At 65.4% G+C, this 23,744-nt stretch carries 23 protein-coding genes; 12 read left to right on the top strand and 11 right to left on the bottom strand.

The features are described from left to right. From odhB to mdh, 5 genes are all read right to left on the bottom strand, one after another. Positions 1-1,554 (bottom strand): 2-oxoglutarate dehydrogenase complex dihydrolipoyllysine-residue succinyltransferase, encoded by a 1,554-nt coding sequence (gene odhB / locus ACROSR_RS10520; RefSeq protein WP_432684762.1) that lies wholly within the window; start codon positions 1,552-1,554, stop codon positions 1-3. A 3-nt stretch (positions 1,555-1,557) separates the two neighbouring features. After that, a complete protein-coding gene (locus ACROSR_RS10515) occupies positions 1,558-4,518 on the bottom strand; it encodes a 2-oxoglutarate dehydrogenase E1 component (RefSeq protein ID WP_432684760.1) in 2,961 nt (986 codons plus the stop codon). 72 nt (positions 4,519-4,590) lie between these two features. After that, positions 4,591-5,472, bottom strand: a complete 882-nt coding sequence (gene sucD / locus ACROSR_RS10510) for a succinate--CoA ligase subunit alpha (protein ID WP_432684758.1) — start codon at positions 5,470-5,472, stop codon at positions 4,591-4,593. 61 nt (positions 5,473-5,533) lie between these two features. Continuing rightward, positions 5,534-6,727: an ADP-forming succinate--CoA ligase subunit beta gene (gene sucC, locus ACROSR_RS10505; protein WP_432684756.1), complete on the bottom strand. Its 1,194-nt coding sequence runs from the start codon at positions 6,725-6,727 to the stop codon at positions 5,534-5,536. A 222-nt stretch (positions 6,728-6,949) separates the two neighbouring features. Then, positions 6,950-7,912: a malate dehydrogenase gene (gene mdh, locus ACROSR_RS10500; RefSeq protein ID WP_432684754.1), complete on the bottom strand. Its 963-nt coding sequence runs from the start codon at positions 7,910-7,912 to the stop codon at positions 6,950-6,952. A 156-nt stretch (positions 7,913-8,068) separates the two neighbouring features. Here mdh and ACROSR_RS10495 point away from each other — a divergent pair, with 156 nt between their 5' ends. The 5 genes from ACROSR_RS10495 (at position 8,069) to ACROSR_RS10475 (ending at position 11,600) form a co-directional block, all read left to right on the top strand. Then, positions 8,069-8,812: a sulfite exporter TauE/SafE family protein gene (locus tag ACROSR_RS10495; RefSeq protein ID WP_432684892.1), complete on the top strand. Its 744-nt coding sequence runs from the start codon at positions 8,069-8,071 to the stop codon at positions 8,810-8,812. Positions 8,813-8,945: 133 nt separating this feature from the next. Then, positions 8,946-9,806 (top strand): HpcH/HpaI aldolase/citrate lyase family protein, encoded by an 861-nt coding sequence (locus ACROSR_RS10490; RefSeq protein ID WP_432684752.1) that lies wholly within the window; start codon positions 8,946-8,948, stop codon positions 9,804-9,806. Between the two features lie 5 nt (positions 9,807-9,811). Continuing rightward, a complete protein-coding gene (locus ACROSR_RS10485; protein ID WP_432684750.1) occupies positions 9,812-10,357 on the top strand; it encodes an NnrU family protein in 546 nt (181 codons plus the stop codon). A gap of 5 nt (positions 10,358-10,362) precedes the next feature. Further along, complete coding sequence (locus ACROSR_RS10480) at positions 10,363-10,566, top strand: DUF1737 domain-containing protein (RefSeq protein ID WP_432684891.1); 204 nt, start codon at positions 10,363-10,365, stop codon at positions 10,564-10,566. A 2-nt stretch (positions 10,567-10,568) separates the two neighbouring features. After that, entirely contained in the window at positions 10,569-11,600 is a 1,032-nt protein-coding gene (locus tag ACROSR_RS10475) for a MaoC family dehydratase (RefSeq protein ID WP_432684890.1), read from the top strand. Between the two features lie 29 nt (positions 11,601-11,629). Here ACROSR_RS10475 and ACROSR_RS10470 read toward each other — a convergent pair whose 3' ends face one another. Both ACROSR_RS10470 and hrpB read right to left on the bottom strand, forming a co-directional pair. Further along, positions 11,630-12,088, bottom strand: coding sequence for an NUDIX hydrolase (locus tag ACROSR_RS10470; RefSeq protein ID WP_432684748.1), 459 nt, complete (start codon positions 12,086-12,088; stop codon positions 11,630-11,632). 68 nt (positions 12,089-12,156) lie between these two features. After that, a complete protein-coding gene (gene hrpB, locus ACROSR_RS10465) occupies positions 12,157-14,607 on the bottom strand; it encodes an ATP-dependent helicase HrpB (RefSeq protein ID WP_432684746.1) in 2,451 nt (816 codons plus the stop codon). 200 nt (positions 14,608-14,807) lie between these two features. Between hrpB and meaB the strand changes: the two genes are divergently transcribed. Continuing rightward, a complete protein-coding gene (meaB, locus tag ACROSR_RS10460) occupies positions 14,808-15,776 on the top strand; it encodes a methylmalonyl Co-A mutase-associated GTPase MeaB (RefSeq protein WP_432684744.1) in 969 nt (322 codons plus the stop codon). Here the strand turns inward: meaB and ACROSR_RS10455 are convergent. After that, positions 15,773-16,012: a DUF8831 family protein gene (locus tag ACROSR_RS10455; protein ID WP_432684742.1), complete on the bottom strand. Its 240-nt coding sequence runs from the start codon at positions 16,010-16,012 to the stop codon at positions 15,773-15,775. The two genes, meaB and ACROSR_RS10455, sit on opposite strands and share 4 nt — an antisense overlap. A gap of 120 nt (positions 16,013-16,132) precedes the next feature. Between ACROSR_RS10455 and ACROSR_RS10450 the strand changes: the two genes are divergently transcribed. Both ACROSR_RS10450 and ACROSR_RS10445 read left to right on the top strand, forming a co-directional pair. Beyond that, a complete protein-coding gene (locus ACROSR_RS10450) occupies positions 16,133-16,846 on the top strand; it encodes a M48 family metallopeptidase (protein ID WP_432684740.1) in 714 nt (237 codons plus the stop codon). 92 nt (positions 16,847-16,938) lie between these two features. Further along, positions 16,939-17,202, top strand: coding sequence for a DUF6455 family protein (locus tag ACROSR_RS10445; RefSeq protein ID WP_432684738.1), 264 nt, complete (start codon positions 16,939-16,941; stop codon positions 17,200-17,202). A gap of 24 nt (positions 17,203-17,226) precedes the next feature. Here ACROSR_RS10445 and trhA read toward each other — a convergent pair whose 3' ends face one another. Beyond that, entirely contained in the window at positions 17,227-17,874 is a 648-nt protein-coding gene (gene trhA, locus ACROSR_RS10440) for a PAQR family membrane homeostasis protein TrhA (protein ID WP_432684736.1), read from the bottom strand. Positions 17,875-17,930: 56 nt separating this feature from the next. Further along, positions 17,931-18,317, bottom strand: a complete 387-nt coding sequence (locus ACROSR_RS10435) for a thiol-disulfide oxidoreductase DCC family protein (RefSeq protein ID WP_432684734.1) — start codon at positions 18,315-18,317, stop codon at positions 17,931-17,933. Positions 18,318-18,480: 163 nt separating this feature from the next. Between ACROSR_RS10435 and ACROSR_RS10430 the strand changes: the two genes are divergently transcribed. From ACROSR_RS10430 to ACROSR_RS10415, 4 genes are read left to right on the top strand one after another with little or no spacing between them, the layout of a single operon-like run. Further along, positions 18,481-19,131: a histidine phosphatase family protein gene (locus ACROSR_RS10430; RefSeq protein WP_432684732.1), complete on the top strand. Its 651-nt coding sequence runs from the start codon at positions 18,481-18,483 to the stop codon at positions 19,129-19,131. A 19-nt stretch (positions 19,132-19,150) separates the two neighbouring features. Then, positions 19,151-19,765: a glutathione S-transferase family protein gene (locus tag ACROSR_RS10425; protein WP_432684730.1), complete on the top strand. Its 615-nt coding sequence runs from the start codon at positions 19,151-19,153 to the stop codon at positions 19,763-19,765. 10 nt (positions 19,766-19,775) lie between these two features. Further along, positions 19,776-20,831 carry a saccharopine dehydrogenase gene (locus ACROSR_RS10420; RefSeq protein WP_432684728.1) on the top strand — a complete coding sequence of 352 codons (1,056 nt, stop codon included), beginning with the start codon at positions 19,776-19,778 and terminating at the stop codon, positions 20,829-20,831. Positions 20,832-20,834: 3 nt separating this feature from the next. Then, complete coding sequence (locus tag ACROSR_RS10415) at positions 20,835-21,983, top strand: saccharopine dehydrogenase family protein (RefSeq protein ID WP_432684726.1); 1,149 nt, start codon at positions 20,835-20,837, stop codon at positions 21,981-21,983. Between the two features lie 73 nt (positions 21,984-22,056). Here the strand turns inward: ACROSR_RS10415 and ACROSR_RS10410 are convergent, their stop codons facing one another. Further along, positions 22,057-23,514 carry a DegQ family serine endoprotease gene (locus tag ACROSR_RS10410; protein ID WP_432684889.1) on the bottom strand — a complete coding sequence of 486 codons (1,458 nt, stop codon included), beginning with the start codon at positions 23,512-23,514 and terminating at the stop codon, positions 22,057-22,059. Between the last annotated feature and the right edge of the window lie 230 nt (positions 23,515-23,744).

Here is a 23,744-nt window from a genome sequence, read left to right as displayed (position 1 = left end):
TCACAAATCCATCAGCAGACGCCGCGGATCTTCCAGCGCCTCTTTCACCCGCACGAGGAAGGTCACGGCGCCCTTGCCGTCTACAATTCTGTGGTCGTAGCTGAGGGCGAGATACATCATGGGGCGCGCCTTGATCTCGCCGTTCACGACCATGGGGCGCTGCTGGATCTTGTGCATCCCGAGGATGCCCGATTGCGGCGGGTTGAGGATCGGCGAGGACATCAGCGAGCCGTAGACGCCGCCATTGGAGATCGTGAACGTGCCGCCCTGCATCTCGGCCATGGTGAGCTTGTTGTCGCGGGCGCGGGTGCCCTTTTCGGCGATCGCCTTTTCGATGGCCGCAAAGCCCATCGCATCCACGTCGCGGATCACCGGCACCACGAGACCCGTGGGCGTGCCGGTGGCGATACCCATATGCACGAAGTTCTTGTAGACGATGTCGGTGCCGTCGATTTCCGCGTTGACCTCGGGCACCTCCTTGAGGGCGTGCGCGCAGGCCTTGGTGAAGAACGACATGAAGCCGAGCTTGACGCCGTGCTTTTTCTCGAACTCGGCCTTGTACTCGTTGCGCAGGTCCATGACCGCGGTCATGTCCACCTCGTTATAGGTGGTCAGCATCGCGGCGGTGTTCTGGCTGTCCTTGAGGCGCTTGGCGATGGTCTGGCGCAGGCGGGTCATCTTGACCCGTTCCTCGCGATCCGCGTCCGGGGCGGGCGACGGCGCGCGCGGGGCGGGGGCCGGTTTCGGCGCCTCGGCGGCGGGGGCGGACGGCGCCTGGCCGGCCTTGGCGACATCTTCCTTCATCACGCGGCCGTCGCGGCCCGAGCCCTGGACCTGATCGCGCGACACGCCCTTTTCTGCCATCGCCTTTTTCGCCGAGGGGGCGTCCTCGACATCCCTGTCAGAGCCGCTGGCGGCGGGTGTGTCGCCGCCCGAGACGTCCGCGGCTTTGGGGCGTTCCTGCGGCTGGATGCTGCCATCTGCGGCGCCGGAGAGTATGGCGAGCTTGCCGCCCGCCTGCACCGTGTCCCCCTCACCGGCGAGGATTTCCGTCAGGGTGCCGGCGGCCGGGCTGGGCACCTCGACCGAGACCTTGTCGGTTTCCAGCTCGCACAGCATTTCGTCTTGCGACACGCTGTCGCCGACCTTCTTGAACCAGGTCGATACGGTGGCTTCCGAGACGGATTCGCCAAGTGTGGGGACCATGACGTCGGTATTGCCCGCGTCATTGCCCGCGTTGCCGGTGCTGGCGGGTTGCGGGCTGGATTCCTTGGCCGAACCGCCCTTGGCGTCGCCGTCGCCGGATGCCTTGCCCTGCCCTTCGGTGAGCATGGCCAGCAGCGCGTCGACACCGACGGTTTCGCCCTCTTGGGCGACGATCTCGCCCAACGTGCCGGCCGCGGGGCTGGGCACCTCGACGGTCACCTTGTCGGTTTCCAGCTCGCACAGCATTTCGTCAACGGCCACCGTGTCGCCGGGTTTCTTGAACCAGGTGGCGACGGTCGCCTCGGTGACAGATTCGCCCAGGGTTGGGACGCGGACTTCGGTGCTCATGGGTTATTTCCCTTCACTGGACAGCGCGGCATCGACCAGCGCCTCTTGTTGTGCCTTGTGCTGTTTGGCCAGGCCCGTGGCGGGCGAGGCCGCGGCGGGGCGGCCCGCATAGGAGGGGCGCGCATGCCGCGCCTTGATGCGGCTCAGCACCCATTCGAGATTGGGTTCGATGAAGGTCCACGCGCCCTGATTCTTGGGTTCTTCCTGGCACCAGACCATCTCTGCCCCCTTGAAGCGTTCCAGCTCCTTGACCATCGACATGGCCGGGAACGGGTAGAACTGCTCGATCCGCATCAGGTAGACATCGTCGAGCCCGCGTTTGTCGCGTTCGTCCAGAAGGTCGTAATAGACCTTGCCGGAACACATCACCACGCGCTTGATCTTGTCATCCGGGGCCAGTTGCAGGTCCGAATTGCCGTATTGCGCATCGTCCCACAACACCCTGTGGAAGCTGGAGCCTGTCACGAATTCCTCGGTCCGCGAAACGGCCATCTTGTGACGCAGGAGCGACTTCGGCGTCATCAGGATCAGCGGCTTGCGGAAAGTGCGGTGCAGCTGCCGGCGCAGGATGTGAAAGTAATTGGCCGGCGTGGTGCAATTTGCCACGATCCAGTTGTCGCCGCCGCACATCGTCAGGAACCGTTCCAGCCGGGCAGAGGAGTGTTCCGGCCCCTGCCCCTCGTAGCCATGCGGCAGCAGGCAGACGAGGCCCGACATGCGCAGCCATTTCGATTCGCCGGAGCTGACGAACTGATCGAACATGATCTGCGCGCCGTTGGCGAAATCGCCGAACTGCGCCTCCCACAGCGTCAGCGCGTTGGGTTCCGCAAGGCTGTAGCCATACTCGAACCCCAGGACGGCGTATTCCGAAAGCATCGAGTCGACGACCTCGTATTGCGCCTGCCCCTCGCGGATATGGTTGAGCGGGAGATAGCGATCTTCGGTGTCCTGGTTGATCAGGGCAGAGTGGCGCTGACTGAAGGTGCCGCGCGCGCTGTCCTGCCCCGACAGCCGCACCGGGTAGCCTTCGGTCTGCAACGAGCCGAAGGCAAGCGCCTCGGCGGTGGCCCAGTCGAAGCCCTTGCCGGACTTGAACATCTCGGATTTCGCCTCGAGCAGCCGCGAGATCGTCTTGTGGGGTACGAAATCGTCCGGAACGGTGGTCAGCGCGCGCCCGATCTCGTCAAAGGTTTCGGGCTTGATCGCGGTCTCGCCGCGCTGGTAATCCTCGTCCTTGCGGTCGAGATGGGACCACTTGCCATCCAGCCAGTCGGCCTTGTTGGGACGGTAGTCCTTGCCCGCCTCGAACTCGTCGGCGAGATGCGACTGGAACGCCGCTTTCATGTCCTCGATCTCGCCCTCGGGGATCAGCCCGTCGCGGACCAGCCGCTCGGTATAAAGCGCGAGCGTGGTCTTCTGCTGCTTGATCTTCTTGTACATCAGGGGGTTGGTGAACATCGGTTCGTCCCCCTCGTTATGGCCGAAGCGGCGATAGCAGATGATGTCGATCACCACGTCCTTCTGGAACTTCTGGCGGAACTCCGTGGCCACCTTGGCGGCGTGGACGACCGCCTCGGGATCGTCGCCGTTGACGTGAAAGATCGGCGCCTCGACCATCAGCGCGATATCCGTCGGATATGGCGAGGACCGCGAGAAATGTGGCGCCGTGGTAAAGCCGATCTGGTTGTTGACCACGAGATGCATGGTGCCCCCGGTGCGGTGGCCCTTGAGGCCCGACAGGCCGAAACATTCGGCCACAACGCCCTGACCGGCAAAGGCCGCGTCGCCGTGCAGCAGGACGGGCAGCACCTTGGTGCGGTCGGCATCCTTCATCTGGTCCTGCTTGGCGCGGACCTTGCCGATCACGACGGGGTTCACCGCCTCGAGATGCGAGGGATTGGCGGTAAGCGACAGATGCACCGTGTTGCCGTCGAACTCTCGGTCGGACGAGGCGCCGAGGTGATATTTCACGTCGCCCGAGCCGTCCACCTCGTCGGGCTTGAAACTGCCGCCCTGGAACTCGTGGAAGATGGCGCGGTAGGGCTTGCCCATCACGTTGGCCAGCACCGACAGCCGGCCCCGGTGCGGCATGCCGATCACGATCTCCTTGACGCCCAGGCTGCCGCCGCGCTTGATGATCTGCTCCATCGCGGGGATCGTGCTTTCGCCCCCATCGAGGCCGAACCGCTTGGTGCCCATGTACTTGACGTGCAGGTATTTCTCGAAACCCTCGGCCTCGACCATCTTGTTGAGGATCGCCTTGCGCCCGTTGCGGGTAAAGCTGATTTCCTTGTCATACCCCTCGATCCGCTCCTTGAGCCAGGCCGCCTGCTCGGGATCGGAAATGTGCATGTATTGCAGCGCGAAGGTGCCGCAATAGGTCCGCTTCACGATCGCGATGATCTCGCGCAGCGAGGCAATCTGCAGGCCCAGCACATTGTCGATGAAGATCGGGCGGTCCATGTCGGCCTCGGTGAAGCCGTAGGATTTGGGGTCGAGTTCGGGGCGGTGGCCGTGATCGCGCAGCCCCAGCGGGTCGAGTTCGGCGATCAGGTGGCCCCGGATGCGGTAGGCACGGATCAACATCAGCGCCCGCACGGAATCGAGCACGGCGCGCTTGACGTCCTCGTCGGTCAGGCTGACGCCCTTTTCGGACGCTTTCGCGGCGATCTTCTTGCCGGCATCCTTGATCTCGGGATCGGCCGCCCATTCGCCGGTCAGCGCGGCTGTCAGATCGTCATTGGGCTGCTGCGGCCAGTCGGCGCGCGCCCAGGACGGGCCTGCGGCCTCGCGTTTCACGTCCTCGTCACCATCGCCCAACTGGTCGAAGAACTTCTGCCATGCCTCGTCCACCGCACCGGGATCGGTGGCATAGCGCGCGTAAAGCTGTTCGAGATATTCCGCGTTCGCGCCCTGCATGAAGCTGGAGGCGTGGAACTCGTCGTTGGGGGATTGATCGGTCATTGTGATACCTCGGAGGGAATATGAAACCTGTCTGACGGTCGGGCCGGGGCAATGCCCGGCCCGAAACGCGGGTTATCCAATCGCCTTGAGCACCGCCTCGCCCAACTCGGCCGGGCTGTCGGCGACAACGATCCCGGCCGATTTCATCGCCTCGATCTTGTCGTCGGCGCCGCCCTTGCCACCGGCGACGATGGCGCCGGCATGGCCCATACGGCGGCCCGGCGGGGCCGTGCGCCCGGCGATGAAGCCCGCGGTCGGCTTGGACCGGCCCTTCTTGGCCTCGTCCTTGAGGAACTGCGCCGCGTCCTCTTCGGCCGCGCCGCCGATCTCGCCGATCATGATGATGCTTTCTGTCTCGTCATCGGCCAGGAACCATTCCAGCACGTCGATATGCTCGGTCCCCTTGATCGGGTCGCCGCCGATGCCGATGCAGGTGGACTGTCCCAGCCCCGCATCAGTGGTCTGCTTGACCGCCTCGTAGGTCAGCGTGCCTGACCGCGAAACGACCCCGCAGGAGCCGCGCTTGTGGATATGGCCGGGCATGATGCCGATCTTGCAGGCATCCGGCGTGATGATGCCGGGGCAGTTCGGGCCGATCAGCTTGGAGGTGGACCCCTCCAGCGCGCGCTTGACGCGCATCATGTCCAGAACCGGGATACCCTCGGTGATGCACACGATCAGTTCGATCCCGGCATCGATCGCCTCGAGGATGCTGTCGGCGGCAAAGGGCGGCGGCACGTAGATGACGGAGGCATTCGCGCCGGTCTCGTGCATGGCCTCGTGCACCGAGTTGAAGACGGGCAGATCGAGATGGGTGCTGCCGCCCTTGCCGGGGGTGACACCGCCGACCATCTGCGTGCCATACGCGATCGCCTGTTCGGAATGGAATGTGCCCTGCGAGCCGGTGAGGCCCTGACAGATCACCTTGGTATTCTTGTCTACGAGGACTGCCATGTTGGCGTGCTCCTTTGGAAATGCGTGTCGAGACGCGTGACGTCACTCGACCTTGGAAATTTCAGCCCTTCACGGCTTTCACGATCTTCTGCGCGCCGTCCTTGAGGTCGTCGGCGGCGATGACGTTGAGGCCGGAATTGCGGATGATCTCCTTGCCCTTCTCGACATTGGTGCCTTCCAGGCGCACCACCAGCGGCACGGTCAGGCCCACGTCCTTGACGGCGGCGACCACCCCCTCGGCGATCACGTCGCAGCGCATGATGCCGCCGAAGATGTTGACGAGGATGCCCTTCACCTGCGGATCGCTGGTGATGATCTTGAACGCCTCGGTGACCTTTTCCTTGGTCGCCCCGCCACCCACGTCGAGAAAGTTCGCGGGTTCGGCACCGTAAAGCTTGATGATGTCCATCGTGGCCATCGCAAGGCCCGCGCCGTTGACCATGCAGCCGATCTCGCCGTCCAGAGCGATGTAGTTGAGATCGTATTTCGACGCCTCGAGTTCCTTGGAGTCCTCCTCGGTGGTGTCGCGCAGCTCTCCGATCTCGGGGTGGCGATAGATCGCGTTGGAATCAAAGCTCATCTTGGCGTCGAGACATTTCAGGTCGCCCTTGTCGGTGACGATCAGCGGATTGATCTCGAGCATCTCCATGTCGGTCTCGATGAACATCTTGTACAGTGTGCCCATCAGGTTGACGCATTGCTTGACCTGCCCGCCCGTCAGCCCCAGCGAGAACGCGATGCGGCGCCCGTGAAAGGGCTGGTAGCCGGTGGCGGGGTCGACCGACAGGCTGAGGATCTTCTCGGGGGTGCTTTCCGCCACCTCCTCGATATCCATGCCGCCCTCGGTCGAGGCCACGAAACTCACACGGGACGTGCCGCGATCCACCAGCAGGGCAAGATACATCTCTGTCTCGATACCCGAGCCGTCCTCGATATAGATGCGGTTGACTTGCTTGCCCGCCGGGCCGGTCTGCTTGGTCACCAGGGTACGGCCCAGCATGCGCTTGGCCTCGTCGGCAGCCTCTTCGACCGATTTCGACAGGCGCACGCCGCCCGCGTCACCGGCACCGGACTCCTTGAACTTGCCCTTGCCCCGGCCGCCGGCATGGATCTGCGCCTTCACGACCCACATCGGCCCGTCCAGCGCACCCGCCGCCGTCTTCGCCTCTTCCGCGCGCAGGACCACGCGGCCGTCCGATACCGGCGCACCGTAAGAGCGAAGCAGCGCTTTTGCCTGATACTCATGGATATTCATGAAACTGTCCCATTTTGCTGCGATTGGCACATGTATAGGCACAGAATGCCACCCGGTTTAAATGATTTTTTGAATTTTGCAGAGTTCGCCGCGGATTTTCCATCTTTGTGATCACACGCCTGAAAGCTGTGATCACAATCGCGGCGGGGCAAGCGATGCCCTGAACGAAATCAGGGCCGGGAACATCCCGGCCCTGATTCATGCGTCTCTTTGCCCCATGCCTCAGGCCAGAGCCGGGTCGATTTCCTTGCACGCCGAGACGAGACCCTTGACCGCATCCACGGACTTGTCGAACATGGCCTGCTCGTCCTTGTTAAGCGAGATGTTGACGATCCGCTCGATGCCGCCCGCGCCGATCACGGTGGGCACGCCCACATACATGCCCTTCACGCCCAGTTCGCCGTCGCACCAGGCGGCGCAGGGCAGCACGCGCTTCTGGTCCTTGAGATAAGCCTCTGCCATCTCGATGGCCGAGGTCGCCGGCGCATAGAACGCCGAGCCGGTCTTGAGCAGGCCGACGATTTCGGCCCCGCCGTCGCGGGTGCGTTGCAGGATCGCGTCGAGCTTTTCCTGCGTGGTCCAGCCCATCTTGATGAGGTCGGGCAGCGGGATGCCGGCGACGGTGGAATACCGTACGCAGGGCACCATCGTGTCGCCATGGCCGCCGAGAACGAAGGCTGACACATCCTTCATCGACACGTCGAACTCGACGCTGAGGAAATGGCGGAAGCGTGCGCTGTCCAGAACACCCGCCATGCCGCAGACCTTTTCGCGCGGCAGGCCGGAGAATGTCTGCAACGCCCAGACCATCGCATCCAGCGGGTTGGTGATGCAGATCACGAACGCGTCGGGCGCGTTGGCGGCGATCCCCTCGCCCACGGCCTTCATGACCTTGAGGTTGATGCCGAGCAGGTCATCGCGGCTCATGCCCGGCTTGCGCGGCACACCGGCGGTGACGATGCACACATCCGCGCCGGCGATATCCGCGTAGGATTGCGTGCCCTTGAGCGCGGCGTCGAAGCCGTCGGAGGGGCCGGATTGGGCGATGTCGAGGGCCTTGCCCTCGGGGGTGCCCTCCGCGATGTCGAACAGAACGATATCCCCCAGTTCCTTGAGCGCGGCAAGATGGGCGAGCGTGCCGCCGATCTGTCCCGCGCCGATCAGCGCAATCTTGGGTCTGGCCATTTGGTTGGTCTCCATCGGTTGAAAAGCTGCATTTCGGACTAGTGGGATTTGGCACGCCATGCAAGGCTGCTGCCATGCCGCGCGGGTCCGCGCTGGGGCCCGGCGGGTGGCGGCGCAAGGCCAACACAAGAGATCACAGGACGTTACGGGCAGGCCATGGGATGGGACGTGTTTGCAATCGGCGGCCTCGCGGCGCTGTTCGCCGGGGTGTCCAAGGGCGGCTTCGGCTCTGGCGCGGCCTTCGCGGGGGCGGCGATTCTGGCGCTTTTCGTGCCGCCGGGCATGGCGCTGGGGATCATGCTGCCGCTGCTGATGCTGATCGACGTGGCGACCTTGCGCCCCTACTGGCGGCAATGGGGCGGGCACGAGGCACGGGTGCTGATCCTTGGCGGCCTGCCCGGCGTGGCGCTGGGCGTGATCTTCTACCGCATGGCCGACGAGGATCTGCTGCGGCTTCTGATCGGGCTTATCGCGCTGGGCTTCGTGCTGTGGCAGGTGCTGGTGCGCGGCGGTGTCGTCCGGGGCGCGCGCCGCGCGATGCCCGGCTGGGCGGGGATGCTGGCGGGGACGGTTGCAGGCTTTACCAGCTTTGTCAGCCATGCGGGCGGGCCGCCCGCCGCCGTCTACCTGCTATCGCGCGGCATCGACAAGACGCGCTACCAGGCGACGACCGTGATCCTGTTCTTCACGCTCAATATCGCCAAGGCGGTGCCCTATGGCGTTCTGGGGCTGTTCACCCCGCAGACGCTGCTGATCGACCTCGCGCTCGCGCCGGTCGCCCTGATCGGGACATGGATCGGCATACGCGCGCACCGCGCCGTGCCGGATCGCGTGTTCTTCGGCCTGACCTACGTGCTTTTGGCCGTGACCGGCACCAAGCTGATCCTCGACGGGATATAGCCGCGGGTGCAGCGCCATGACGGCGCCTGTCCACGCTGCATCGCGGCAAAAAAAAGCTTGAACAGTTCGGCGCAGAAGTGCCATTGCTGCGCGGGATCATTGCAGACAGCGGAATATACAAGAGGTCAGCCTGATGGACAGCAACGCGCATCCCTACCGGTCGGTGCTTTACATTCCCGGCTCGAAAGAGCGGGCGCTGGACAAGGCGCGCACCCTGCCGACCGATGCGATCATCTTCGATCTGGAGGATGCCGTCGCCCCCGACGCCAAGGCCGAGGCCCGCAACACGCTGGCCGATGCGCTGCGTCAGGGCGGGTATGGCAAGCGCGCGCGCATCGTGCGGATCAACGCGCTGACCACCGCATGGGGGCTGGAGGATGCCATCGCCCTGCGTGATGCCGGTGCCGACGCGATCCTGCTGCCCAAGGTCAACACGCCCTCGGACATCGACACCCTGTCCGAGGTGATCGGCCCCGACCTGCCGGTCTGGACGATGATGGAAACACCCGGCTGCGTGTTCAACGCCCGCGAGATCGCGGCCCACCGGCAGGTGACAGGGCTGGTCGCGGGCACCAACGACCTGACAAAGGATCTGGGCTGCCGGGTGCGCGCCGACCGGCTGCCGCTGATGACCGCGCTGCAACGGATCGTGATGGCCGCGCGCGCGGCCAGGATCGTCGCCATCGACGGGGTCTATAACCGCTTTCGTGACGGCGACGGGCTCAAGGTTGAATGCGAACAGGGCCGCGATCTGGGGTTCGACGGCAAGACACTGATCCACCCCGCGCAGATCGAGATCGCCAACACCGCCTTTGCCCCCACCAATGCCGAGATTGAACTGGCCGAACGCCAGATTGCCGCCTATGAAGAAAGCCGCGCCTCGGGTCAGGGGATCGCGGTCGTGGACGGGCAGATCGTGGAAAATCTGCATGTCACCGCCGCGCAGCGCACCCTCGCCCGCGCGCAGGCGATACAGGAAATGGCAGCGGAGTAGCCACCATGTTCTACCTCATCCTCGGGCTGGTCCTCTGGACCGCCGCGCACCTTTTCAAACGGGTTCTCCCCGATCTGCGGGCACGGATGGGGAATGTCGGCAAGGGGCTGGCGGCTGTGGGAGTTCTTGCCGGTCTGGTGTTGATGATCGTCGGCTACCGGCAGGCGCAGTTCGTGGGGCTCTGGTATCCGCCGACCTGGACGGTGCACATCAACAACCTGCTGATGCTGGGCGCGGTATTCCTTTATGGAATGAGCGCCACCAAGGGCCGGCTGCGCGGCGCGATGCGCCATCCGCAGCTGACCGCCGTCAAGGTCTGGGCAGTGGCGCATCTTCTGGTCAATGGCGATCTGGCCTCGCTGATCCTGTTCGGGGGTCTGCTGCTTTGGGCCGGGGCCGAGGTGGCGGTGATCAACCGGTCCGAGACATGGGTCCGGCCCGAACCCGGCCCGGCGAAAAAGGACATCATCCTTGTCGTCATCACCATCGTCGCGTTCCTTGCGATGACCTGGATTCACAACTGGCTGGGCGTCTGGCCGTTCCCGGCATGAGCACGATGTCACTGTACCGGTTTCTCACCGCCGACGACACCTCGGCCTTCTGCCACAAGGTCACAGCAGCGCTCAACGCGGGCTGGCAATTGCATGGCGGGCCAACCTACGCGTTCGACGCCGCCAATGGCGTGATGCGCTGCGGGCAGGCCGTGGTGAAAGAGACCAAGGGCACCTACACCCCCGACATGACGCTGGGAGAGCAGTGAGCATGAAGAAAACCAATCCGGGCCGGTTCTTCGAGGATTACACGCTGGGTCAGGTGATACGGCACGCGGTCCCGCGCAGCGTCTCGGGCGGTGAACGGGCGCTGTATCACGCGCTGTATCCGGCGCGTCACGCGCTGTATTCGTCGAACGAGTTCGCCCGCGCCTCCGGCCTGCCCGACAGCCCGATCGACGATCTGGCGGCGTTCCACATCGTCTTTGGCAAGTCGGTGCCCGATATCTCGCTCAACGCCGTCGCCAATCTGGGCTATGCCGAGGCCCGCTGGCTGCGGCCGGTCTATCCCGGCGATACGCTTCGTGCTGAATCCGAAGTGATCGGGCTGAAGCAGAATTCGTCGGGCAAGACCGGGGTGGTCTATGTGCGCACGACGGGCCTCAACCAGCACGACCTGCCCGTGATGGAGTTCGTCCGCTGGGTCATGGTGCAGAAACATGACCTCGATGCCCCGGCCCCCGAAACGGTCGTGCCGCAGACCGCGCCGGCGGTCGAGCCCGGCGATCTGGTGATCCCCGCGGGCCTCGATTTCCGGAATTACGATTTCGGGCTGGCGGGCGATCCGCACCGCGTGGGCGATTACGAGATCGGCGAACGGATCGACCATGTCGATGGCGTGACCATCGAAGAGGCAGAACACATGATGGCCACCCGGCTGTGGCAGAATACGTCCAAGACGCATTTCGACGTGACGCCACGCGCCGATGGCAAGCGGCTGATCTATGGCGGGCACGTCATCTCCATGGCGCGGGCGCTGTCGTTCAACGGGCTCGCCAACGCGCAGATGATCGCGGCGATCAACGCAGGATCACACGCCAACCCCTGCTTTGCCGGCGATACCGTGCGCGCCTGGTCCGAGGTTCTGGACCGCGCCGACACCGACGCACCGGGTGTCGGTGCGCTGCGCCTGCGGCTGGTGGCGACCAAGGGCGGCGAGGCGTTCACCCTCAAGGACGAGGCCGGTAAATACCTGCCCCACGTGCTGCTGGATCTCGATTACTGGGCGCTGATGCCGGTCTGACGGCGCGGCGTCACAGTTTCGGCGCGGCGTCACAGTTTGCGCAGGATCTTGCGCAGGCCCGGTTCCTCGACCTTCAAGGCGGCCTTGCGGGCGGTCATCCACGTGCGCTTGCGCTCCTTGGCTTCGGGGAAACGGTCGTGCAGATCGCTCTTGCGCAGGCGCACGCTGTAAAGCTGCACGGTCAGCCGCAGCTTGCGCCCCCCCTTCAGCAGCTTGGTGTAATCAAACTGCCCGGCGGGGCGGCTCTCGGCGGGATCGACGCGCACGCCGGCCTCTTCCCACGCCTCCTGCATGGCCGAACCGGCGGCGCTGCGGTCTTTCATGGGCCAGCCCTTTGGCACCACCCAGCGACCGCTGTCCCGGCTGGTCACCAGCAGCACCTCGGTCTGTCCCTTGCGTTTGCGCCAGCACAGGGCGCCCACCTGAATGTCGTCCGCATCGGTCGGATCCAGCACCGACGCCTCGGACAGGGAAAAATTCTTGGTCATGCTCTATCTGCTCTGCTCAATTTGTTTTTTATAGGAAGAGCATATGAAGAAATCCTTTAAAATACAATTCAGGATCTTGCGCGCGGCTTGGCGCGCAATGTGGGATCGGCGGCGGTCGGATCCTCGGGCCAGGGGTGCCGAGGATATCGACCGCGCATGTCCTTGCGCACATCCGCATAGGACGACCCCCAGAAGCCGGGGATGTCGGTGGTGGTCTGCACCGGCTTGCCCCCCGGCGACAATAGCGTGACCCGCAGCGGCGTGCCGCCCACCACCGGATGCGTGGTCTGGCCGAACATTTCCTGCAGGCGCAGTGTGATCTCGGGCGGGTCGGTGCCGTAATCGACGGGTATCTTTCGGCCAAGGGGCGTCGTGAAATGCGCCGGTGCGGCGCGGTCGAGGGCCTGCATCTGCTCCCACGAAAGCTGCGCGCGCAGCGCCTCCAGAATGTCAAAGCGTTTCCAGTCCTGCGCGGTGGTGACGCCGTTCAGATAGGGCAGCAACCATGTCTCCAGCCCCTCCATCAGTGCCGTGTCGGACAGGTCGGGCAGACCGGGGATCGTATCACGACACAGCGCAACCCGCGCCGCGAAACGCCGCGCGGCATCGGTCCAGCTCAGCCCCAGCTCACGAACCCCGTCGAGCATCGCGCGCGCAACCGCATCCTGCGGGGCATCGGTCCAGTGCCGGTCGTCGAGGATCAGCGCCCCGAGGCGTTCCTGCTGCCGCGCCACGACGCGGCGCGCGCGCCGGTCCCATTGACATAGATCGTGCCACGCAATCTGCGCCGCGCACAGCCCGCGGATCTCGGCCTCGGTGATCCGGATCGCCTGGCGGATGCGGGCCTCGCGCGGGTCACCGTCAAGGTCGGTCGCCACGATCAGCCGCGCGCCGGCCATTGGGTCGCCCTCGGGCATCACCGCGCCCTTGCCGCCCGACAGCACGTAGCGCGGCGCCTCGCCCTTGCGGCGCAGCCCGATCCGGTCGGGATAGGCCAGCGCGGCCATCTCGGCGGCGCTCCTCGCGCTTTTGCCTTTCGCCTGCCGGGCAAGGCGTTTTGCCTCCGCGCGGATACGCTCCACCGTGCCGCGATTGGCTTGGTGCGGGCTGCGCTCGGCATAGCCGCGCGGGTCGCGAATCGCGGCCAGCCGCAGCGACAGATCCACAGGGGCACCCCGCGCCAGCGGATCGCGATCGGCCAGCAGCGCGGCCAGATCCGCAGCCCCCGTACCCGACCGGACCAGCATATGCGCCAGACGCGGATGCAGCGGCAGCGCGGCCAATACGCGCCCATGATCGGTGATCAGCCCGCGCGCGTCCAGCGCGCCCAGCATCCGCAAAAGCACCTGCGCCTCGGCATAGCTGCCGGGATTGGGCGGCGTCAGGAACGGCAGATCGGCGGGATCCGCCCCCCATAGCGCCAGTTCCAGCGCCAGACCGGCCAGATCCGCCGCCTCGATCTCGGCCGGGGGGAAAGGCTGCAACGCGCCCTCCTCGCCGCGCGTCCACAGCCGGTAACACACGCCCGGCGCCACCCGCCCGGCGCGCCCGGCGCGCTGCGTCGCCTCGGCGCGGGTCACGGGTTCCGTCACCAGCCGCGACATGCCGCTGCCGGGATCGAACCGCGCGCGGCGCGACAGGCCGCCATCGACGACGACGCGAATGTCCTCGATCGTCAGCGAGGTCTCGGCGATGGCGGTGGCCAGCACGATCTTGCGACCTTGGGGATCGGGCGCGATGGCCGCGCGCTGTGCCGCAAAGTCCATCGCGCCGAACAGCGGGCGCAGATGGCAGCCCTCGGGGAGGCGGTCCGTCAGCCGTGCCTCGACGCGGCGGATCTCGCCCTCGCCGGGCAGAAAAACCAGTACGCCGCCCGTGGTCTCTTCGACCGCATCGGCGACCAGGTCTGCCACCGCACCCTCGAACCGCTCCGCCTTGCGCCGCGGCCGGTCGCGCCAGCGTGTCTCGACCTCGAAACTGCGCCCTGCCGAGGTGATCACCGGCACATCGCCCATCAAGCGCGCCACCGGCTCGGCATCCAGCGTGGCCGACATCGCCACGATCACAAGATCCTCGCGCAGGGCGCCGGCCACCTCCAGACACAAGGCAAGCCCCAGGTCGGCATTGAGCGAGCGTTCGTGAAACTCGTCAAAGATCACCGCCCCCACGCCGGGCAAATCTGGATCGGACTGGATCATGCGCGTCAGGATGCCTTCGGTCACCACCTCGATCCGGGTCCGCTTTGACACCTTCGCCTCGCCGCGAATGCGGTAGCCGACCGTCTCGCCCACCCGCTCACCCAGGGTTTCGGCCATCCGTTCGGCCGCGGCGCGCGCGGCCAGACGGCGCGGCTCCAGCATGACGATCCGGCCTGCCACGAGATCCGCGCGCAGCATCTCCAGCGGCACCACGGTGGTCTTGCCGGCCCCCGGCGGGGCCTGCAGCACCGCACGCCCGTGCCTGCTCAGCGCTCGGATAAGGTCGGGGATCGCGTCATGAATGGGCAGGTCGTCTTGCATGGGCTCGACTATCGGACAGCCACCCGCGATTGACCAGAGCGCGGCCCACGTCCTAGATTTCATCTTTCCAAAAATACTCGAAATTCCTGCAACCGCCACAGGCGGGCCGTCTCGGACAAGGCACCAGGCGGCCCGGTCTGGACATTGGCACGCGTGCCAAGGCATGAAGGCGGCACTGAGATCGGCAACCTGGTGGGCGCATGTATATCGAAGAGCTGAGCGAACGGATCATCGCGAACGACCGCCGCGCCCTTGCGCGCGCGATCACCCTCATCGAAAGCGGGCGCGCCGATCACCGAACCCAGGCGGCAGAGTTGATGGAGGCGCTCAAACACACCGGGCGCGAGGCGATCCGCATCGGCCTGTCGGGCACGCCCGGCGTCGGCAAGTCCACCTTTATCGAGACATTTGGTCTGATGCTGACGGCGGACGGGCTGCGCGTGGCGGTCCTGGCCGTCGATCCCAGCTCGGCGCGGTCGGGCGGCTCGATCCTGGGGGACAAGACGCGGATGGACCTGCTCAGTCGCGACCCGAACGCCTTCATCCGGCCCTCGCCCAGCCGATCGCATCTGGGCGGGGTGGCGCGGCGCACCCGCGAGACCGTGACCCTGTGCGAGGCCGCCGGCTTCGACGTGGTGCTGATAGAGACAGTGGGCGTCGGCCAGTCTGAAACGGTGGTGGCCGAGATGTCGGATCTCTTCGCGTTGCTGCTGGCCCCGGCGGGTGGCGACGAATTGCAGGGCGTCAAGCGCGGCATCATGGAGATGGCGGACATCATCCTGATCAACAAGGCTGACGGCGATCTCAAGCCCGCGGCAATGCGGACCCGGTCGGATTACGCCGGTGCGCTGCGCCTTTTGCGCAAGCGTCCACAGGACCCCGAGGGCTTTCCCAAGGCGATGACCGTCTCGGCATTGCAGGACGAGGGATTGCGCGCCGCATGGGACGAGATGACGACCCTGATCGCGTGGCGACGCGCCGAGGGGCATTTCGCCGCGCGCCGCGCCGCACAGGCACGCTACTGGTTCGGAGAGGAAGTGCGAGGCGCCTTGCTCGCGCAGCTCGACACGCCGCAGGCGCGCGCCGCGATGGAAGCGTACGCCGCCCGTGTCGCGCGCGGCGACCTGACGCCGGCGGTGGCCGCGCAGGAATTGCTCGACCGTCTCTAGCCGATGGGGGGCTGATGTGTGTAGACCCCTTCGGGCAGGTCGAGGGCGGCGCCAAGATCGCGCAGTTGCGCGGGCGACAGGGTGATCCTGACGATGCTGTCTGTGCGCGGGTCGTACTGTTCGACCGTGACACACTCCTCGAAGGCGTTGACGATCACGTCCTCGCCCAGGGGCGCCGGCCCCTCGTCCACGAGGGTGATCACGGTGACGTCGAACTCGTGCTCGATGGAAAACATGAGCCGGATCCTAAACGCTTGGCGGGTCTTTGCAAGGGGCAGGGCGTGCCCCCGGAAAAGGCTTTGCGCTGCGCCAAACCCTGCTAGAACACGGCAATGAGGCAAGAAGAGGGGAACGCGATGCGCTGGATTTACATGCTGGGTCTCGTGGTGCTGACGGGCTGCGTCGCGACAACGGGGACCGCGCCCACCGACCGACCCACGCCACAGCGACAATCCGAGGCCAGATCGCCCCAGATGCCCACCCGCGCGCAGGTGCAACGGTTCATGACGGTCATGCAGCGGGTCGAACCCTTGGCAGAGCGCGCATGCCGGGACCGCGCACCGCGCAGCAACTGCGATTTCCGCATTGTCGTGGATGACCGCCCCGGCCAGCAGATCAACGCCTACCAGACGCTGGATCGCTCGGGGCGGCCGATCATCGCCTTCACGCTGCCGATGATCGCCGCCGTCCGCAACGCCGACGAGTTGGCCTTCGTGATGGGCCACGAGGCGGCGCATCACATCGAGGGACACATTCCGCGGCAGCAGCAGAACGCGGCCGCCGGGGCGATCCTGCTGGGCGGTCTGGCCTCCTTGAGCGGCGCAAGCCAGGGCGTGGTCGATCAGGCAGTCGATATCGGCGCGGGCGTCGGCGCGCGAAGCTATTCCAAGCGATTCGAGCTCGAGGCCGATGCTCTGGGCACGGTGATCACGCATCGGTCCGGCTATGATCCGCTGCGCGGGGTGGATTTCTTCACGCAGATCCCCGATCCGGGCAATCGTTTCCTGGGCACCCACCCCCCCAATGCCGAGCGCGTCGCCATCGTGCGGCAGGTGGCGGCGGGATTGTAACACGATACACGCCGCGCCGCGATTTTGACGCAGATCAAGGCGGCGCGGCGGCTCGACCCGCACGGTCATCCCCGAGACAAAGGAGAGATGACATGCAAAATCGTGCGACCCTGAAACGTCACGCCAATCTCGTGGATCGGATGGCCACGGTGCAGGGCCTTGATCTGGAAGAACGGATCATGGCGGGTGTGATGCGCCCTGACGAGGTCAGCGATGCGGTGCTGGCCTGTACCGGATGCGCCTCGGCGGATGGCTGCGCGCATTGGCTGGACCGCACCGAATCGGCCGAACGAACGCCAGATTACTGCCGCAACGCCGAGCTTTTCTCGCGACTGAAACTTGACCGGCGCGGTTGAATTCAGATCGCGCGGCGCGCGCCGTTACATGCCCGCGGAGAGGGCGCTTGCGATGCCCATGAAGAAACATCCGCTGGCCACGGCGACGAAGACGTGCCAGATCGCATTGGCAAATCGCAGGCTGTCCCACGCGTAGAAGATGACGCCCAGAGTGTATGTCAGACCGCCAGCCAGCAACAGGATAAGACTGTTCATCGGCAGCACGGCCATCAACGGCACGAACAACGCGACCCCGATCCACCCGAGCGCGACATAGGGCAGCCAACCGGTGGTCATGTGGCCGCGTTTCGCCATGATCTTGGTGGCCGCACCGAACAGCGCCAAGATCCAGACCAGCCCGAGGATCACGTAACCGAAGGCAGTCCCCAGAAGCACGGCGAGCGGGGTGAACGTCCCCGCGATCTTGACGTAGATCGCCGCATGATCGAGGCGCCGCAGGATGGGCCGCGCCCCGGTATGGGCGTACAGGTGATAGGCTGCCGACGCCCCGAGCATCAGCAGAAGCGCCGTCGAATACACGATCGTCGAGGCCAGCGTCACCCCGTCCATGCGCAGCGACCACATCGCGAACAGGATCGAGACACCTGTCACGGCCGTCACGAACCCGGCGATGTGAACCGCGCCATCGGCCAGCCGTTCGGCCCTGGAATAATCTGGGTAAGGCTCTGTCATGGGGTCAGTATGCGCCCTGTTTGTTAAGATCTCAAGAACATCGAGGCGCCCGCGCCTCACGACGTGGCGTTGCCGGATGCGCGTCGCTCGCGCGCGAGATGCCTGGCATAAAGGCGCGGCGCGAGAATGCGCTCATAGATGACGCCCGCGATCTGTCGCAATCCCGGCAGCGCGACGATCCGCGCCAGCCAGCGGTAGCGCGGCATTTCGCGCCACAGCGCGATGAACGCCGCGACGCCGGACAGCACCCGGCCATCCTTGCGGACATGCAGACGCTTGGCCGCAGCATTTGCACCGATCCCCCAACTGGCAAGATCGTCTTGGTTCAGGTCGTGAAACACGATCGGAAGCCCTTTTGCACCGGCGTATTCGCGATAATGGTCGATTTCCGCGCGACACACCGGACACCGCGCGTTGTACAGCACTTCTGTTTTCGTGGTCATGCGAGCACTCCTTTTACATCTTGGGATTTAGCGCGGCCATCGCACGGGGCCAGTCCGCCCGCGCCGGCGTGATCCGCGCGGACGGGGCCGATTATTTCCACCAACCGCCTTTCACCCCCCGTCCCGCGACGCTAGGCTCGCGCGCGACACAGGAGGGCGAGATTTGGCAGAACTCATTCTGGTGCGGCATGGTCAGGCCAACCGTCACGCCACCGACGAGGCGGGTTATGACCGCCTGTCGCCTCTCGGCGTGCAGCAGGCGCAGTGGTTGGGCGCGCATTTCGGGCAGACCAACCCGCATTTCGATCATGTCGTCACCGGTACGCTGCACCGCCAGACCGGCACGGCCACCGCCATGGGCTACGAGATCAGCGAGCGGGACGCGCGCCTCAACGAACTGAGCTATTTCGCCATCGCGCAGGCCGCCGAGGCGGGCCACGGCATCCCCGCGCCTGTCGACGCCACCGAATATGCCCGCTACCTGCCGCAGGTGATGGGGCATTGGGCCCGCGGCGAGCTGTCGGACGTGCCTGAAACCTTCGACCATTTCACAAGCCGGATCACCGGCGTTCTCGACGAGGCGCGCCACCTGCCGGGCCGCACGCTGATCGTCACCTCGGGCGGGGTGATCGGGCTGGTGATGCGCCATGCGCTCGGCCTCGACATCCCGGGCATGTCGAAGGTGATGCTGCAGGTCATGAACAGCTCGCTGCACCGGATGGAGCATGTGCAGGACATGCTGATGCTGGGTACGTTCAACGCCACACCGCATCTCGACCTTCCAGACCGGGCGCATGCCCGCACCTTCATCTAGACCTGAAAGGACCCCCGCCATGAAACTTTATTACGCCAAGGGCACCATCGCCTCGGCCACGGCCATCGCGCTGCACGAGGCCGGGATCGCGTTCGATCTTGTCCGTGTCGATTTCAATACCGCCGAACAGACCAAGCCCGATTACATGGCGATCAACCCCAATGGACGCGTGCCCGCGCTTGACACCGATCAGGGCATCCTGACCGAAACCGGCGCGATCCTCGAACATGTCGCCGATATCGCCCCGCAGGCGGGTCTGCGCCCCACGGATCCTTTCAAGGCCGCGAAGATGCGTGAGGCGATGTTTTATATCGCCTCGACCATGCATGTGAACCATGCACACAAGATGCGCAGCCATCGCTGGGCGGATCAGGAAAGCTCGTTCGCGGACATGAAGGCGAAATCCGTTCAGACCATGACCGACAGTGCCACCCATGTGGAGCAACATATCCTGACGGGGCCTTACGTTCTGGGCGACGCGTTTTCGCTTGCCGATTGCTATCTCTACATCGCCTGTGGCTGGCTTGCCGGCGACGGGGTGACGGTGGCCGATTTCCCCAAGATCACCGCCTTCATGGACGCGATGCGCGACCGCGCCTCGGTGGCGCGGGTCATCGCCGACGACATGGTCTGAGGGCGCGCGCATGACACATCTCTGGGTGCGGGCCGAACAACGGCCCAACGAGGACCGCGTGGGGCTGACCCCCGACGGCGCCGCGCAACTGATTGCCAACGGCATCCGCGTGACGGTCGAGGAAAGCCGCCACCGCGCCATTCCGATGGACGGTTATGCGGCGGCAGGCTGCGAGACCGCGGCAGAGGGTTCGTGGCCCTCTGCCCCCGCCGACGCGATCATCTTCGGGCTGAAGGAACTGCCCGAGGACGGAACACCGCTGCCGCATCGCCACATCATGTTCGGCCATGCCTTCAAGGGACAGCACGCCGGGCGGCGTCTGCTGGAGCGGTTCCGCGCCGGGGGTGGGACGCTTTATGATCTGGAATACCTCGTGGATGCGGACGGGCGGCGGGTCGCCGCCTTCGGCTACTGGGCAGGCTATGCGGGCGCGGCGGTGTCGCTAATGGCATGGGCGGCACAGCAGGCGGGCGGGATCTGCCCGCCGGTGGACCGCTTTTCGGGGCGCCAGTCGCTGCTCGCCGACCTCGCGGCGCGGATCGATGCCACGGGGCTGCCGCGCCCCACGGCGATCGTGATCGGCGCGTTGGGACGCGTGGGCACCGGGGCCGCCGATCTGTGCGATGCGATGGGCGTGGACGTCACCCGCTGGGACATCGCCGAGACGGAAGGCGGCGGGCCATTTCCGGAAATCCTGAATCACGACATATTCCTCAACTGCATCTTCGCGCGCCCCGGCACCCCGGTCTTCGTCACGCACTCGGCACTTGACGCGCCCCGCCGGCTGACGGTGATCGGCGACGTCGCCTGCGATCCCGACAGCGACTACAACCCGGTCCCGGTCTACGACGCGGCCACCACATGGGACGCCCCGGTGCGGCGGGTGCACGCGACCCCGCCGATGGACGTGATGGCGATCGACAACCTGCCCTCGCTTCTGCCGGTGGAATCCTCGCACGACTATGCGGCGCAACTCTTGCCGTCGTTGCTGACGCTTGACCGGTTGGATGCCGGCGTCTGGGCGCGCGCCGAAGCGACATACAAAACTCATATGAAGGAGGTCTGACAGATGACAATCCACTGGTGCGGCACCGGCCTATCGGCCATTCCCGGACTGCGCCGCCTGATTACGGCGGGCCATGACGTAACGGTCTGGAACCGGTCCGTGGACAAGGCCCGCGACGCGGTCGGCGACATGACCGAGACGATCCGCGCATTCGACAAGGGCGCGCTGGATGCGGCCCTCGCGCCCGGCGATGTCGTGGTGTCGATGCTACCCGGCGACTGGCATGTGCCGCTGGCCGAGATGTGCCTGACGAAAGACGCGCATTTCGTCTCGTCGTCCTATATCGCGCCAGAGATGCGCGCGCTGAACGACGCCGCGCGCGCCAAGGGGCTGTGTTTCGTCAACGAGATCGGGCTCGATCCCGGTATCGATCATTTGATGGCGCATCATCTTGTGGCCGACTATCGCGGATCGGACGCCTGTGCCCCCGACAACGAGCTGTCCTTTACCTCGTATTGCGGCGGCGTGCCGAAAACCCCCAACCCCTTCCGCTACAAGTTCAGCTGGTCGCCCCTGGGCGTACTGAAGGCGCTGCGCTCGCCCTCGCGGTCGATCCGCGAGTTCGAGGAATTCAACGTCGCCCGCCCGTGGGACGCGCTATCGTCTTACGAGGCGCCGTTGCCGACACCCGAAACCTTCGAGGTGTATCCGAACCGCGATTCGATCCCCTTCATCACTGAATACGGGTTCGGGTCCGACTGGACCGTGCGGCAGTTCGTGCGCGGCACGTTGCGGCTGGGGGGCTGGTCGGAGGCGTGGAAAGACGTCTTTGCCGAAATCGAAACCCTCGAAGGTGACGCGGGCGAGGCCCGGCTGAAAGAGATGTCGGACCAGTTCTGGCGCGACAACGCCTATGATCCGGGCGAGCCGGACCGCGTGGTGCTGTGCGTCGATCTGCGCGCGGATCGCGACGGGCGGACCGTCTGGCACAAGACCTACGTCATGGATGCATGGGGCGACGCCGATGGCACCGCGATGGCGCGGCTGGTGTCGATCCCGCTATCGCTGGCGGTCGAATCGGTCCTGGCGGGCGAGCTTGCGCCGGGCGTCACCGCCGCACCGCACGACCCCGCGCTTGTCACGCGCTACCTGGGCGAGGTGGGCCGGCTTGCGCAGCATTTGCAGGTGGTCGATCATCTGAACAGCGCATAACGCAGGCGACGCTATGCAAAAGGGGCACCCGATCGGGTGCCCCTTTTCTTCCCTCAACAGATTGGTGCGCCAATCAGTCCTCGTCGAGCGACAGCGCGACAAAGCGCGGCTCTCCGGCGCGACGGACAAGCAGAAGGACCGATTTGCGCCCGGCGTCTCGCGCCTCGGCGATCCGGCTTTCGAGTTCGTCAATGGAGTTGATCTGTTGCTGACCCGCCTCGGTGATGACGTCACCGGCGCGAACGCCCTTTTCATAGGCTGCCGACAGCTCGTCCACATCGGTCACGACAAGCCCGCTCGCGTCGCGTTCAAGTTCGAGCTGCGCGCGCAACTCGTCATTGAGCGGCTGGATGGTCAGGCCGAACATCTCTTGCGGCGACGGGCCTGACGGTTGCTCGTCGGATTGGGCGGCGGGAACCGCACCCTCGGCGACCTCACGACGACCCAGAGTCACCTTGAGGGTCTGCGTCTTGCCCTCACGATTGACGATGACGCGCACGGTCTTGCCCACCTCGGTGTTGCCGACCTGACGGACCAGCTCGCGCGTATCGGCCACCTCGCGGCCGTCAAAGGACACGATCACGTCCCCGGCGCGCATGCCCGCCTCTGCGGCCGGGCCTTCGGGCACGTCGGTCACAAGCGCGCCTGCGGCCTCTTCCAGACCCATTGCCTCGGCGACGTCATCGGTCACGTCCTGAATTCGCACGCCCAGCCAGCCGCGGCGCGTCTCGCCATACTGCTCAAGCTGATCGACCACGCGCTTGACCACGTTGGACGCCATCGAGAAACCGATGCCGATGGAGCCACCCGTGGGGCTGAGGATCGCGGTGTTCACGCCCACGACCTCGCCATCGAGGTTGAAGAGCGGCCCGCCGGAATTGCCGCGATTGATCGCGGCGTCGGTCTGGATGTAATCGTCATAGGTGCCCGACAGCGCCCGGTTCCGCGCCGACACGATCCCCGCAGACAGCGAGAACCCCTGCCCCAGCGGGTTGCCCATGGCCAGCACCCAGTCGCCAACACGCGCCGTGTCGCTGTCACCGAAGCTGACAAAGGGCAGCGGCTCTTCGGTCTTGACCTTGAGCAGGGCAATATCAGTCTTGGGATCGGTGCCGATCACCTCGGCGGCAAGCGTGTCACCATTGAAGAACTCGATGCTGATCTCGTCGGCCTTCTCGATGACGTGATTGTTCGTCACGACGAGGCCATCCTCGGAAATCACGAAACCCGACCCGAGCGCCGAAGAGCGGCGCGAGCGCGGACCCTCTTCCATGCGGTCGCGAAATTGCTCGAAAAATTCCTCGAAGGGCGAGCCTTCGGGCACCATGGGCACGCTGCCGGTGCCACGCTCGACCACGGTCGAGGTGGTGATGTTGACCACGGCCGGGCTGATATCCTCGGCAAGATCGGCAAAGCTCTCGGGGCGAGCCTGTGCGGCGATCGCCTGGGCCAGTACCAGCCCCACCGTCAGCGCCATCATCCACAGGGCGCGCAAGGCAAGGCGATCTTGGGTTCGGGTTGCGGATGTCATCGGGAGTGTCACGTGGAGGTCTCCTTTGAAAGGTCGCAAAAGGCGCGGCGCTATGCCGCCTACTGTGCCTGCATGTAAGTACTTTGCGATGGATCGCAAAGGTCATGTCGGCATGTCACATCCATGTGATCGGTTAGACGCGCCGAATTCAAGGTAAGCGCGATCTGGGGCCCACCTTCTTCTGACTTATGATTTCTGGGAATCCGTCCCTGTCTTGGAATAGGGAAGGA

Origin of the sequence: Roseovarius tibetensis (assembly GCF_050896375.1) — a bacterium.
Classification (GTDB): domain Bacteria; phylum Pseudomonadota; class Alphaproteobacteria; order Rhodobacterales; family Rhodobacteraceae; genus Roseovarius; species Roseovarius tibetensis.
The sequence above is the reverse complement of the archived record's forward strand: the minus strand, read 5'-3'. Positions and strand labels throughout refer to the sequence as shown.

What these genes read in the sequence shown, in the direction of transcription:
- odhB (WP_432684762.1), bottom strand. Translation starts at nt 1,554, where the DNA reads ATGAGCACCGAAGTCCGCGTCCCAACCCTGGGCGAATCTGTCACCGAG.
- ACROSR_RS10515 (WP_432684760.1), bottom strand. Translation starts at nt 4,518, where the DNA reads ATGACCGATCAATCCCCCAACGACGAGTTCCACGCCTCCAGCTTCATG.
- sucD (WP_432684758.1), bottom strand. Translation starts at nt 5,472, where the DNA reads ATGGCAGTCCTCGTAGACAAGAATACCAAGGTGATCTGTCAGGGCCTC.
- sucC (WP_432684756.1), bottom strand. Translation starts at nt 6,727, where the DNA reads ATGAATATCCATGAGTATCAGGCAAAAGCGCTGCTTCGCTCTTACGGT.
- mdh (WP_432684754.1), bottom strand. Translation starts at nt 7,912, where the DNA reads ATGGCCAGACCCAAGATTGCGCTGATCGGCGCGGGACAGATCGGCGGC.
- ACROSR_RS10495 (WP_432684892.1), top strand. Translation starts at nt 8,069, where the DNA reads ATGGGATGGGACGTGTTTGCAATCGGCGGCCTCGCGGCGCTGTTCGCC.
- ACROSR_RS10490 (WP_432684752.1), top strand. Translation starts at nt 8,946, where the DNA reads ATGGACAGCAACGCGCATCCCTACCGGTCGGTGCTTTACATTCCCGGC.
- ACROSR_RS10485 (WP_432684750.1), top strand. Translation starts at nt 9,812, where the DNA reads ATGTTCTACCTCATCCTCGGGCTGGTCCTCTGGACCGCCGCGCACCTT.
- ACROSR_RS10480 (WP_432684891.1), top strand. Translation starts at nt 10,363, where the DNA reads ATGTCACTGTACCGGTTTCTCACCGCCGACGACACCTCGGCCTTCTGC.
- ACROSR_RS10475 (WP_432684890.1), top strand. Translation starts at nt 10,569, where the DNA reads ATGAAGAAAACCAATCCGGGCCGGTTCTTCGAGGATTACACGCTGGGT.
- ACROSR_RS10470 (WP_432684748.1), bottom strand. Translation starts at nt 12,088, where the DNA reads ATGACCAAGAATTTTTCCCTGTCCGAGGCGTCGGTGCTGGATCCGACC.
- hrpB (WP_432684746.1), bottom strand. Translation starts at nt 14,607, where the DNA reads ATGCAAGACGACCTGCCCATTCATGACGCGATCCCCGACCTTATCCGA.
- meaB (WP_432684744.1), top strand. Translation starts at nt 14,808, where the DNA reads ATGTATATCGAAGAGCTGAGCGAACGGATCATCGCGAACGACCGCCGC.
- ACROSR_RS10455 (WP_432684742.1), bottom strand. Translation starts at nt 16,012, where the DNA reads ATGTTTTCCATCGAGCACGAGTTCGACGTCACCGTGATCACCCTCGTG.
- ACROSR_RS10450 (WP_432684740.1), top strand. Translation starts at nt 16,133, where the DNA reads ATGCGCTGGATTTACATGCTGGGTCTCGTGGTGCTGACGGGCTGCGTC.
- ACROSR_RS10445 (WP_432684738.1), top strand. Translation starts at nt 16,939, where the DNA reads ATGCAAAATCGTGCGACCCTGAAACGTCACGCCAATCTCGTGGATCGG.
- trhA (WP_432684736.1), bottom strand. Translation starts at nt 17,874, where the DNA reads ATGACAGAGCCTTACCCAGATTATTCCAGGGCCGAACGGCTGGCCGAT.
- ACROSR_RS10435 (WP_432684734.1), bottom strand. Translation starts at nt 18,317, where the DNA reads ATGACCACGAAAACAGAAGTGCTGTACAACGCGCGGTGTCCGGTGTGT.
- ACROSR_RS10425 (WP_432684730.1), top strand. Translation starts at nt 19,151, where the DNA reads ATGAAACTTTATTACGCCAAGGGCACCATCGCCTCGGCCACGGCCATC.
- ACROSR_RS10420 (WP_432684728.1), top strand. Translation starts at nt 19,776, where the DNA reads ATGACACATCTCTGGGTGCGGGCCGAACAACGGCCCAACGAGGACCGC.
- ACROSR_RS10415 (WP_432684726.1), top strand. Translation starts at nt 20,835, where the DNA reads ATGACAATCCACTGGTGCGGCACCGGCCTATCGGCCATTCCCGGACTG.
- ACROSR_RS10410 (WP_432684889.1), bottom strand. Translation starts at nt 23,514, where the DNA reads ATGACATCCGCAACCCGAACCCAAGATCGCCTTGCCTTGCGCGCCCTG.